The following is an 11,349-nucleotide window of genomic DNA, read 5'->3' as shown; positions in this document are numbered from 1 at the left end:
TCTATGAAGTTCTCCTCGATTCTCTTGTTGTCCCTTGGCCTGGTCAGTGGCTTCGCTTCTGCCGGAGGCACCACCGAAGCAGGTGTGGGCGGCGCATTGGGCGGGGTTCTTGGCTCGGTCGTCGGTCAATCGTTAGGCGGCAGTACAGGTTCAACCATCGGCGCAGCCCTGGGCGGCGCGGGTGGTAGTGCGGTGGGCGCCGACAAGCGCAGCCGTGGTGAAGCAGCCATTGGCGGTGCGCTGGGCGCAGCCGGCGGCAACGTGGTCGGCCGCAGCATGGGCGGCACCACCGGCAGCCTGATCGGCGCAGCAGCCGGCGGCGGCGCGGGTGGCGCGCTGGGTAACTACATGGGCAACAAGAGCGATGACGATGATCGTCATTACGACCGTGGCCGTGACCGTCGCTACTACCGTGACGACCACCGTGGTCGCGGTCATGCCTACGGCCATCGCAAGCATCACAAGTACTATCGCCACCGCTGAGGCGAAGGCTTGAAGAAAAATCGCAGCTCCCCCGGGCTGCGATTTTTTTTGCCTGTCACATCGCCAGGCGTTCCAGCGCTTCGCGCAATCGGGTTGGAATCGACACCGGCTGATTGGACGCCCGGTCGACAAACACATGTACGAAGCGCCCGGCGGCACAGGCCTCGTCTTCTTCGGCCTTGAACACCGCCAGTTCGTATTGCACCGAACTATTACCCAGCTTGCCAACCCGCAAGCCGATCTCGATTCGATCCGGAAAAGCGATCGAGGCGAAGTAGTCGCAGGACGAACTCACCACAAACCCCACCACCTCGCCGTCATGGATATCCAGCCCCCCGACCTGAATCAGATAGGTGTTCACCGCCGTGTCGAAGAAGCTGTAATAGGTGACGTTGTTGACGTGACCGTAGGCGTCGTTGTCGTGCCAGCGCGTGGTGATCGGCTGGAAGTGCGGGTAATCGCTGCGTTGCGGCATCGGGTTGGACATCAGTGTCGATTCCTGGAGTGATCTGCTCAGTCTAAAGATAAAAACCCTTGCCGCGCGCCGCCAGCTCGCCAATCAATGGCGCCGGCCGCCAGTGATCACCCTGCCGGGTCTCCAGTGCCAGCAATCGCTTGTGAATGTCGGCCAGCCCCTGGTCATCCGCCCAGGCCATCGGCCCGCCTCTCTCTGCCGGGAAGCCGTAGCCATTCAGATAAACCTGATCGATGTCATACGCCGACTCGGCAATCCCTTCCTGCAGGATCTTCGCGCCCTCGTTGACCAACGCCAGCAGGCACCGCTCAAGGATCTCCTCCGAGCCGATATCCCGGCGATGAAACCCCAGGCCTTCACTGACGCTCAACACCAGCGCATCGACCTCGGGATCATGCTCGGCCTGTCGACTGCCCGGCTCGTAGTGGTAATAACCGTTGCCGGACTTCTGACCGAACCGGCCCAACTCGCACAGACGGTTATCCACTTGAACCTCCGGTGCATCCTGCCCCTTGCCCGCCAGTTCACGGGCACGCCACTCGAGATCGATGCCGACCACGTCGTACATGCGAAACGGCCCCATGGCAAAACCGAAACTCTGCAACGCCGCATCGACCTGATGCGGGTACGCCCCTTCGAGCAACATCTTGCGCGCTTCGAGCACATACGGATGCAGCATGCGGTTGCCGATAAAACCGTGGCAGTTGCCCGACACCACACTGACCTTGCCCATGCGCTTGCCCAGCTCAAGCGCAGCCTCAAGCACAGCCGGAGAAGTTTGTGCGCCACGGACTATTTCCAGCAACTTCATGATGTGCGCCGGGCTGAAGAAATGCAGGCCCAGCACTTGAGTCGGTCGCCGTGTCGCGGCGGCAATGGCGTCGATATCCAGCGCCGAAGTATTGCTCGCCAGCAGCGCCTCGGGTTTCAACACGCCATCGAGCTCGCGGAAGATCTTCTGCTTGAGCTCGAGGTTCTCGTACACCGCTTCGATCACCAGGTCGACGTTGCGGATTGCCACATAGTCCGCCGCCGCGCTGACACGGGCAATCCGCGCATCGGCTTCGGCCTGATCGATCCGCCCCTGTCGCACGTTGTGCGCGTAGGTCTCGGCCACGGTGGACAGCGCCTGCTCAAGCATCTGTGGATTGTTATCGACCCACTGCACTGACACGCCGGCGTTGGCCAGGCACATGACAATGCCGCGGCCCATGGTGCCGGCGCCGATCACGGCGGCCTGCTGAATAGCGAAGGATGTCTGGCTCATGTTGTTCTCTTGTTGGCGATCCGAAGACAGCCATCACCATAGTCAGCCACCGGGCATTTTTGAAGTTCATTGCCGTGATGATCGACATTCAGCAGATGGATTCGGAATCTCAAAGATGCGTCTGAGCCCAGGCCCGGACCTCGGCGTAGGGATATTCCTCGAGCGCCGCAAACCCGGAAATGGCCCGCGCCTTGAGTTTGGTAAACAGCGGCACACTGATTCCGCAGAGGAACCGGGTCAGCCGCTCGGCCGACGGAGCGCTGCCAGCGTGCTGCTGATGCCTGTGGATAAAATCGCCACACAACGCCGCAAAATTTTTATCCACAAGCGCCGGCAGTTTCGGAGGCGCCGGCAACCGGGCGACGTGCCCGTGACACACCGAGCAATGTCCGCACTGCTGCGGCGCATTGTGATCGCCAAAATATTCCGCCAGCCGATATCCGAGGCATCGCTCGGTGGCGAACAGCTCGAGCATGGCGTGAATCCGCGCCACTTCGGTTTGTTCATGGCGGGTGAAATAGTCATGCAGTTCAGCGCTCAAGGTCTGGCTGTCGAAATCGCCGCGCAGCACGTTGTAGACCTCGGTCATCTGCTTGCTCTCAAGCTCGACCCAGCCCTTCTCCTGAAAGTAATCCAGCGCTTTCACCACGCGGTTGCGCTCGGCGGAATACTGCTCGTACATCGCCTGGAAATTCACCGTGGCCCAGGTACGCGCGCGGCTTGAGGTCTGGATGATCGCGGTGACGAAATCCCTGCGTTCACCTTCAAAACGCTCAAGCAACGCCTCGGGCTCCAGCAGGTATTTGAAACGGTACTCGGCGTAGTACGCGTAGCGCGGGGCAATCAGTCCTCGCAGCTCCAACTGCACCAACAACGTCTTCAAAGGCAACGCGCGAATGTTGCTCTGATCCGCCAGCGGCCCGAGCAGAAACTCCCATTGGCCTTCCGGCGCGGCGGCCTGCAGCTCGTCCAGCACATGACGAATGCCCTCCTGTTCCGGCGTGTCGCCATACACGAAGTTTTCCAGCACGTTGAGGCTGTCGCGGTTGGCCAACACCAGGCAGTCGGACGGCTGCCCGTCACGCCCTGCACGGCCGATTTCCTGGCTGTAGTTTTCGATGGATTTGGGCAGGTCGAAATGCACCACGTTGCGGATGTCGCTCTTGTCGATGCCCATGCCGAAGGCGATGGTGGCGACGATGCAATCGGACTGCCCGCCCATGAAGCGCTTCTGGATCGCGTCCCGTTGCTCATGGGGCAAACCGGCGTGATAAGCCTCGGCCTGAATGCCATTGCGCTCCAGATGTTCAGCAATCTGCTCGGCGGTTTTCTGCAGGGTCACGTAAACGATGCTCGGTTGGCCCTCACGCTCTTTCATCCACTCCACCAGACGCCGGCGCTTGTCCTGCCCACGCACCGGCTCGACCAGCAGATTGAGGTTGGGCCGATAGAAACCGGTGGTCACCACATCGTCTGCCGCGATGGCGAATTTCGCCTGCATGTCGTCGATGACCTTTGGCGTTGCGGTGGCGGTCAGCAGCAGGGTTTGCGGGATGTTGAACTGGCGCTGGTAGTCCGGCAGCTTGAGGTAGTCGGGGCGGAAGTTGTGGCCCCACTCGGAGATGCAGTGCGCCTCGTCCACCACCAGCAGCGAGATCGGCACCTGCTGCAAAAAGTTGCGAAAGCGCTCGTTCTTCAAACGCTCCACGGAAATCATCAGGATCTTCAGTTCGCCCGAACGGGCGCGGGCCATCACATCGTTGGCGTCTTCGCGGCTCTGCGCCGAATCGATGCTGCCTGCGGATATCCCGTGCCGGCGCAAGAACTCAAGCTGATCCTGCATCAGCGCCAGCAACGGTGAGACCACCAGCGTCAGGTGTGGCAGCAAGAGTGCCGGGACCTGGTAACAAAGGGACTTGCCGGAGCCGGTGGGAAATATCGCGGCCACCGAGCGCCCGGCGAGAACAGCGCTGATCGCGGCCTCCTGACCGGGTCGAAACTGTGGATAACCGAAAACCTGTTCCAGGGTGTTGTGCATTCGCTGTCACTCCGTTGACCGCTGTGATGCCAACAGCCTAGCGGGCGATCGCAGCGCGTCGAGAATAGGTCGGGGATCAAATCGATACGGGATGATACAGCGTCGACGGCACGGTCAAGGGATCAAACAAATGAAACACTTTGTTCATCGCCGGGTGAAGCGATCCGAGGGTAATGTCCGTCACGCCTTGAGCCAGGACGGCCAATGCGCATGGATTTTTACCAAGGAGTGAACATGTCGAACAACTTGAAACTGCCCCTCGCCCTGATCTTTGCCTCCCTGCTGCTGGGAGGCTGCACCCCCTCTCCCGACGACTTTCCGCCGATCCTGGCCAGCGCCGTGACCGTCACCGCAGCGCCCTCGACTTAACCCCCGCAAGCGCTGTGTCAGGGCCGCAATACGGCTACCCGCAATTGCTCATCCAGTACCCGTTCATGCACATCGAGGCTCTGGCTCGCCCATCGTGCATGAGCCGGGCTGATATCGCCGGTGAAGGCTGCCGCCAGTTGACGCAAGTCGGCAACGCTGCGCACCCGGGGGCAAAATGCTTTCTCGTCGCAGTGAGTGCTGGCATTGCGGTAGGTGTTGAGCAAGCGATCCCACAGACCGTCGCGTACTTGTCTGATCGACTTGAGCTGCATTGGCTGCACGCCCAGTCGTTGCGTGAGTCCCGGTTCGTCCAGGGCTTCGCTCGCCAGCAGAGCCTTGCCGAAAACCAGCACTTCAGCACGGGCAGCTGTGTCGATGTCAGCCTGAGTGGCGAGCGCGTCGGGCCAACCGGTGCGCTCCAGGTTGGCAAGCAGCAACCCGTTGCCCGTGTCGGAGGCCAACGCCAAACGACAGCCACTCACCCACAGCAAAACGATCGAGGCCATTCGTAGCCACTGCATACCTAATTCCCTTTAAGCGTGTGTCGGACATTTGGAAACGCCCTACGGATTCTGGCGCGCACCATACAGAGGTTTACTTTGAAACGCCTGATAATCACGTCGGAAAATTCGCCAATAAGGGTTTGGCTTTGAAAAACCGAAAAAACATGTAGGGCAAATGCCCATATCGTGGAAAAAACCCTTACGAAATCTGTCCATTGCGGCCGTCTTGTCCCACTCGACGGCGTCCTTCTATAGTGGCCGGCGCGACTGAAAACACTGTGTCGGCCCACCGAAGCGACTTCGTAAAGGACACGCCTCAATCATGAACATGTTCACACCGCTGAATACTCGTTTTCGCCCTCTCAAGACCTGCGACGGCGACAACCCGGTAATGGTCATCGACACCGCTGCAACAGCGGGTGACCTGCTCAATGCCGCCGATCAACGCCTGCGTGCCGCCAGCGATCTGCTGGAAACTCTTTACTGCTTGTGTTTCAAACAGGCCGATGTGAAAGACATTCCCAACATCGTCAATGCGCTTTATTTATTGACCCAAGACGGTTGTGACTTGTTGGAAGTTGCCAGACAACGAATAAACAACTAACGCCGCCAGCCACATTTACAAAGTTCGCAACAACCCTTCGCTTCCATTACTACAAAGTTTACAACTAGCCTGATTGCTCTTATATCAACCGAGAGCAACAACATGACTACGTTAACTATTTTCTTCTGCGGTACAGGTTCTACAAAGTTTGATAATGCACACGTTAACTATTGGAATGGGGAATTGGTCTCCACACTGGCCGCTCACCACACCGGGCGCGAGTTCGCAGACTGGATCGTGGTCGACGGCCCCGGCACCAGCAACCTGCAAGCCGATGAACTGTTCACCCAGTCCAAGGACTACGGCCTCAGTGGTACCTTGTTCGGCAAGGGCTGGGAGGAAAACGTCCAGCACGCGATGAACATCATCAAAGGCCAATGTGACTGGCAGCGCGAACAACTGACCGAAGCGGAATACAACCGCCTCAAAGCCGCCGGCATTCCGATTGAAGATGTAAAAGTCGAAGGTTCCTGGCTGTGGCGTAAATATAACTATGGTGATCGCAGCGTCACGCAACAGAAGTTACAGGAGCAAATTATCAAAACCTTTCGCAAGGACGGTGTTATTCCAACAAAAGTCAATCTGGTGGGGTGGAGCCGCGGCGGTATCAGTTGTCACATGCTGGCCAATGCCATGTTTAACGACAGTGCACTGAAAAACATTCCAGTGAATATCTTTGCCATCGACCCGGTGCCGGGCATCGGTAACTTTCAGGAACACCGGGTAAAGCTCAATAGCAACGTAAAAGAATATGTGGGTTTCTATGCGCGGGATGAGCGCTCCAAGGGTTTCAGTTGTGTCATTCCGCAAACCGCGACCGGCACCAAGACCAGCATCTTCCCCATGCCCGGCCGTCACGCCACCCTGGTCGGCAACGCCTCCGCCGACGGCAACAGTGGTCCAAAAGTGCTGGCCGAACCCGGCCTCATCGTCCGTCACTTTGCCGAGGTCTGCCTGAAACGCTGGGGCACCGTCCTCGACAAGAACCTCAACCTCACCGATGCCGACCTTCGCAACCACACTGCCGCCATCGTCAACGCGGCAGCGAAATACAAGGCTATGGAAAAGTGTTCCTACACCTGGTTCACCGAACTGGATCAAGGCGAACGCTACGTATCGCTGGGCAGCAAAGGCGTTCCGCTCTCGACGGTGAAAGGCGCGATCTACACCCCGGCGACCGGGCTGACGACGAGTGTGCTGGATGTTGAGGGGTATCGGGCTATTCGTTGAAAACCGTGATTGATCTGTAGGAACGGACTGCCGGAATATGCATCCAGTTCCTACACGTAGCGGCGCCTTGTCTTCTATCGGCGCCAGTGGGCCGAAACCTATAGTTGTGACTGTCGCTGCCAATTCAGCGACTCGGGCTTGGTCACCCGAATGGAACATGCATTCGCGTCCGCTGTATGCTGCCGGCACTCAATTGCCAGTAGCGTTATGGTGGCTGTGTTTGGGACGCTTCCGAGCGTGCCGGGTATGTGCATGATCCTCACCGGTTGACCAACCCGAACACAGTCGCCTCCAGTCGCTTGGTCACGATGTGGTGGCTTCATTCGAAGCAATTGAGGATCTAAAAAATGAAATCATGGAACGAGCTCCACTCCGATCGCTACCGCCCACTCGACTCCAACCTCACCGACACCAAGCCCCTGGTCATCGACACCGAAGCCAACCCGCAAGACATCCTCGAATGCGCCGTCCAGCGTCTGCGCGCCTCCAGCGACCTGCTGCAAACCCTCTACTGCCTCTGCTTCAAACACGCCGACGTCGAAGACATCCCGCACATCACCCACGCGCTCTACCTTCTCACCAAAGACGGCTATGACCTGCTCCAGGTCGCCCAGCAGCGAATGCTCAACTGGAAAGCGCCGGCCTGACGGACTCCTCGGGCAGGCGTGTTCATGGCTAGAACTGCCTGCCTCTATCTCGAACACTGACGCTGACATCTCCGGCGCAAAACTTAAGGATCAGAATTTTGCAAACTATTATTGATTGCGTACGATGGGAGCCATTGTTCAACCAAGGGCTTGCCTTCATGACCACTGAAACCATTGATCACAGCACTCTCACGCGGCTGTTTGAGAACGGTTCGATCAGTAGCGCACATATCGTCGCCAAACCGGGTGGCTGGTCGATTCAGATTCAGCAAGGAAGCAAAGAATACTCACTGACCGCACAACGCAGTGGCCAGGTACGTCTGTTCAAGCGGCTTGAAACACTGGTGACCTACCTGCAAGGAGTGGGCATCAATCACTTCGATGTGGACGCCTCCAGTTACGACCCCCTACAGATAAAAACCTATGCTCGCCCTGATCGCGCCGAAGCGATGAAACAAGCTCATGAAGCAGCTGCGTATGAAGAATGGGTCAAGCAACAGGTACAAATCAGCATTGATGACCCAAGACCCAGCGTCAGCGATGAAGACGCTCGCAGGATATTTGCCGCCAAACGGGATGCCCTTCGTCAGCGAGCACGTTGATGAGGTTGGTCTGGCGCCAAGAAGCGCTGGATGACCGAGACAACATCATGGAGCGTATCGGCCAGGAAAATCCCGCTGCAGCGATTGAACTTGATGAGGCTTTCGAACTGAAAGGAGAAAGCGCTCGGCAGCACCCAGCCCTGTACCGAAAAGGTATCGCGGGAGATACCCGCGAAATCGTCGTCACTCCAAACTACGTCATCATCTACACAGTCAAAGTTGATGTTGTGGAAGTGCTACGAGTGCTGCATACCAGACGGCAATGGCCATGATGGCTGGAGGGAAAATGCTTAGGAGTTCACGGCTCCTTAAGTAGCATTATTCTGGCTGTTTAACGCGGATTCTGCGGGAATAATGGCAGTTGATCTGACAATGAAGTCCAACCCATCACCCACAAAAAAGCCGCCCTCAAGAGGCGGCTTTCTCATTCGCTACAAACCCAGTCTTACAACTTAGGCCCGGCAGCCTTGATCGCGTCGCTCACTTCAAACTTCTTGAAGTTCTCGATGAACAGACCGGCCAGTGCTTTGGCAGCTTCGTCGTACGCAGCCTTGTCAGCCCAGGTGTTGCGTGGGTTGAGCAGGTTGGTTTCGACGCCCGGTACGGCCAGTGGCACGTCCAGGTTGATGGTGTCCAGGTGCTCGGTGGCTGCACCGATCAGCGCGCCGCTCTGGATCGCTGCGATCACCGCGCGGGTGGTCGGGATGTTGAAGCGTTTGCCGACGCCGTAGCCACCGCCAGTCCAGCCGGTGTTGACCAGGTAGACCTTGGAGCCGAAGCCGCGGATGCGTTTGATCAGCAGCTCAGCGTATTCGCCGGCCGGACGCGGGAAGAACGGTGCGCCGAAGCAGGTGGAGAACGTCGACTTGATTCCGCTGCCCGAACCCATTTCAGTCGAGCCCACCAGTGCGGTGTAGCCGGACAGGAAGTGGTAGGCCGCTTGTTCTTCGTTGAGGATCGACACTGGCGGCAGGACGCCGGTCAGGTCGCAGGTCAGGAAGATCACAGCGTTCGGCTCGCCGCCCAGGTTCTTCTCGGAACGCTTGGCAACGTGCTCCAGCGGGTAGGCCGCGCGGCTGTTCTGGGTCAGGCTGACATCGGCGTAGTCGGCGTGTTTGGCGTCGTCGATCACGACGTTTTCCAGTACCGCGCCGTGCTTGATGGCTTTCCAGATGACCGGCTCGTTCTTCTCGGACAAGTCGATGCACTTGGCGTAGCAGCCGCCTTCGATGTTGAAGACAACGCCTTCGCCCCAGCCGTGTTCGTCGTCACCGATCAGGTAACGGCTTTCGTCGGCGGACAGGGTGGTCTTGCCGGTGCCCGACAGACCGAAGAACAGGGTCACGTCGCCTTCTTCGCCGATGTTGGCAGCGCAGTGCATTGGCAGCACGTCAGCGGCCGGCAGCAGGAAGTTCTGCACGGAGAACATGGCTTTCTTCATTTCACCGGCGTAACGCATGCCGGCGATCAGCACTTTCTTCTGGGCGAAGTTGATGATCACGCAACCGTCGGAGTTGGTGCCGTCACGCTCTGGCACGCACTCGAAGTTGGCGACGTTCAGCACTTGCCACTCTTCGCGACCGGCCGGGTTGTACTGAGCCGGGTTGATGAACAGGCAACGACCGAACAGGTTCTGCCATGCAGTCTGGGTGGTCATTTTCACGGCCAGGTAGTGATCTTCGGCCGCGCCTACATGCACGTGGGAAACGAAATGCTCTTGCGCGTTGTTGAATGCTTCAACACGAGCCCACAGCGCGTCGAACTTGTCGGCCGGGAACTTGCGGTTGATCGGGCCCCAGGCAATGGCAGCCTGGGTGGAAGGCTCTTCAACGATGAAACGGTCGACTGGCGAACGGCCGGTGCGGTGACCGGTGCGAACAACCAGAGCGCCGGTATCGGCAAGCTCGCCCTCACCGCGGTTCAGGGCTTCTTTTACCAGATCATCAACACTCAGATCGGTGTACACGGCGTTATTGGCTTGCGTCATGAGGTTCCCCGTCGGCCAGTGGCCGAGTGTGCTCCAAACGTTTTGTAGTAGAAAGTCGTGCACTACTACCGCGAAAAAAGTGGGCCGGATTATGCCAGAAAAGCCCAAAAAGAGTAGGGCCCTCCCGTCGTAACGGCGTAATTCCGTCGTTGAGCAGTGAATTTACCTGCGCTGAACCGTTTTAGTGCCGGGTATCTGACGGCGTCTCGACGCCTGCGCCAGCGAACAATTGAGCGATATCTGCCGCGTCGAACAGGTAGCGCTGGTTGCAGAACTGGCAATCGATCTCGACTTGGCCACCTTGCTCGGCCACCAGTGCCTGCGCATCTTCCAGACCCAGGCTGACCAGTGCGTTACCCGAACGCTCGCGGGAGCAGCTGCAGTGGAAGCGCAGTTTCTGCACATCGAACAGACGAACCTGCTCTTCATGGTAGAGGCGGTGCAGAACCGTTTCGTTGTCCAGGCTCAACAGTTCATCAGCGGTCAGGGTGTTGCCCAGCGCGGTGATGTGCTGCCAGCTGGCGGCGCGTTCTTCTTCGTCTTTCAGGCGATCGGCCGGCAGTTGCTGCAGCAGCAAACCACGGGCACGACGGCCGTCGGCGCACAGCTTGAAGCGAGTGCCGACCTGCTGGGACATGACGAAATAGTTGGTAAAGCAGTCGGACAGGGTTTCGCCGTCGAGATCAACGATGCCCTGATAACGCTGGCCAGCGATCGGGTCGACGGTCAAGGCCAGGACACCGTTCGGCATTAGATCACCGAGGGTCGCGTCGGCAGGAATCTGCTCGGCGTGATAGCGCGCCAGGCCGCGGATTTCGCGCTCGCTGGAGCACTCGATCATCAACAGCGGGATCGGGCCTTCGGAACGGGCCTGAAGAATCAGCAAGCCATCGAATTTCAGGGTGCCCACCAGCAACGAGGCGGCAGCCATCAGTTCGCCCAGCAATTGCGCAACCGGTTCCGGGTACGGGTGCTTGGCGAGCACTTCGGCGTAGCTGCGCTCCAGCGACACCAGTTCGCCGCGCGTGTCGCTGTCATCGAAGATGAAGCGTTGGGTGTAATCGGTATCGAGGAAATCGGTCATAGGTCTGGGTATCTGAATGTGATGACAAAATGGTTACAAAGAATGAAAATCCCGCGCTTC

The 11,349-nt window shown here is 58.5% G+C and carries 13 protein-coding genes; 7 read left to right on the top strand and 6 right to left on the bottom strand.

Going from position 1 to position 11,349, the window contains the following annotated elements:
* Positions 1–3: 3 nt before the first annotated feature.
* Entirely contained in the window at positions 4–483 is a 480-nt protein-coding gene (locus ACKUG4_RS04280; protein ID WP_085608624.1) for a glycine zipper domain-containing protein, read from the top strand.
* A 55-nt stretch (positions 484–538) separates the two neighbouring features.
* Here ACKUG4_RS04280 and ACKUG4_RS04275 read toward each other — a convergent pair whose 3' ends face one another.
* The 3 genes from ACKUG4_RS04275 to ACKUG4_RS04265 all read right to left on the bottom strand — a co-directional run bounded on the left by ACKUG4_RS04275 (position 539) and on the right by ACKUG4_RS04265 (position 4,263).
* Entirely contained in the window at positions 539–970 is a 432-nt protein-coding gene (locus ACKUG4_RS04275; RefSeq protein WP_039764604.1) for an acyl-CoA thioesterase, read from the bottom strand.
* 31 nt (positions 971–1,001) lie between these two features.
* Entirely contained in the window at positions 1,002–2,225 is a 1,224-nt protein-coding gene (locus ACKUG4_RS04270) for a 3-hydroxyacyl-CoA dehydrogenase (RefSeq protein ID WP_445433521.1), read from the bottom strand.
* Positions 2,226–2,334: 109 nt separating this feature from the next.
* A complete protein-coding gene (locus tag ACKUG4_RS04265; RefSeq protein ID WP_445433520.1) occupies positions 2,335–4,263 on the bottom strand; it encodes a RecQ family ATP-dependent DNA helicase in 1,929 nt (642 codons plus the stop codon).
* Between the two features lie 234 nt (positions 4,264–4,497).
* Here ACKUG4_RS04265 and ACKUG4_RS04260 point away from each other — a divergent pair, with 234 nt between their 5' ends.
* Positions 4,498–4,632, top strand: a complete 135-nt coding sequence (locus ACKUG4_RS04260; protein ID WP_257784437.1) for a hypothetical protein — start codon at positions 4,498–4,500, stop codon at positions 4,630–4,632.
* Between the two features lie 17 nt (positions 4,633–4,649).
* Here ACKUG4_RS04260 and ACKUG4_RS04255 read toward each other — a convergent pair whose 3' ends face one another.
* Positions 4,650–5,153 carry a hypothetical protein gene (locus tag ACKUG4_RS04255; RefSeq protein WP_064592749.1) on the bottom strand — a complete coding sequence of 168 codons (504 nt, stop codon included), beginning with the start codon at positions 5,151–5,153 and terminating at the stop codon, positions 4,650–4,652.
* Between the two features lie 304 nt (positions 5,154–5,457).
* Here ACKUG4_RS04255 and ACKUG4_RS04250 point away from each other — a divergent pair, with 304 nt between their 5' ends.
* The 5 genes from ACKUG4_RS04250 (at position 5,458) to ACKUG4_RS04230 (ending at position 8,490) form a co-directional block, all read left to right on the top strand.
* Positions 5,458–5,739, top strand: a complete 282-nt coding sequence (locus ACKUG4_RS04250) for a hypothetical protein (protein ID WP_085647951.1) — start codon at positions 5,458–5,460, stop codon at positions 5,737–5,739.
* Between the two features lie 102 nt (positions 5,740–5,841).
* Complete coding sequence (locus tag ACKUG4_RS04245) at positions 5,842–6,969, top strand: hypothetical protein (RefSeq protein WP_445433519.1); 1,128 nt, start codon at positions 5,842–5,844, stop codon at positions 6,967–6,969.
* Positions 6,970–7,316: 347 nt separating this feature from the next.
* Positions 7,317–7,616: a hypothetical protein gene (locus ACKUG4_RS04240; protein ID WP_007952679.1), complete on the top strand. Its 300-nt coding sequence runs from the start codon at positions 7,317–7,319 to the stop codon at positions 7,614–7,616.
* A 158-nt stretch (positions 7,617–7,774) separates the two neighbouring features.
* The gene (locus ACKUG4_RS04235) at positions 7,775–8,218 is read left to right on the top strand and encodes a hypothetical protein (RefSeq protein WP_039764743.1); all 444 of its coding nucleotides are present in this window, start codon (positions 7,775–7,777) and stop codon (positions 8,216–8,218) included.
* Positions 8,218–8,490, top strand: a complete 273-nt coding sequence (locus ACKUG4_RS04230; RefSeq protein ID WP_236188777.1) for a type II toxin-antitoxin system RelE/ParE family toxin — start codon at positions 8,218–8,220, stop codon at positions 8,488–8,490. Before ACKUG4_RS04235 ends, ACKUG4_RS04230 begins: the two co-directional genes overlap by 1 nt.
* 173 nt (positions 8,491–8,663) lie before the next feature.
* Here ACKUG4_RS04230 and ACKUG4_RS04225 read toward each other — a convergent pair whose 3' ends face one another.
* Together ACKUG4_RS04225 and hslO are read right to left on the bottom strand one after the other, a co-directional pair.
* Positions 8,664–10,205: a phosphoenolpyruvate carboxykinase gene (locus ACKUG4_RS04225; RefSeq protein WP_007952682.1), complete on the bottom strand. Its 1,542-nt coding sequence runs from the start codon at positions 10,203–10,205 to the stop codon at positions 8,664–8,666.
* 181 nt (positions 10,206–10,386) lie between these two features.
* Positions 10,387–11,289 (bottom strand): Hsp33 family molecular chaperone HslO, encoded by a 903-nt coding sequence (gene hslO, locus ACKUG4_RS04220; protein ID WP_011331968.1) that lies wholly within the window; start codon positions 11,287–11,289, stop codon positions 10,387–10,389.
* Positions 11,290–11,349: the final 60 nt, after the last annotated feature.

Origin of the sequence: Candidatus Pseudomonas auctus (assembly GCF_048654275.1) — a bacterium.
Lineage (GTDB): Bacteria > Pseudomonadota > Gammaproteobacteria > Pseudomonadales > Pseudomonadaceae > Aquipseudomonas > Aquipseudomonas pharyngis.
The sequence above is the reverse complement of the archived record's forward strand: the minus strand, read 5'-3'. Positions and strand labels throughout refer to the sequence as shown.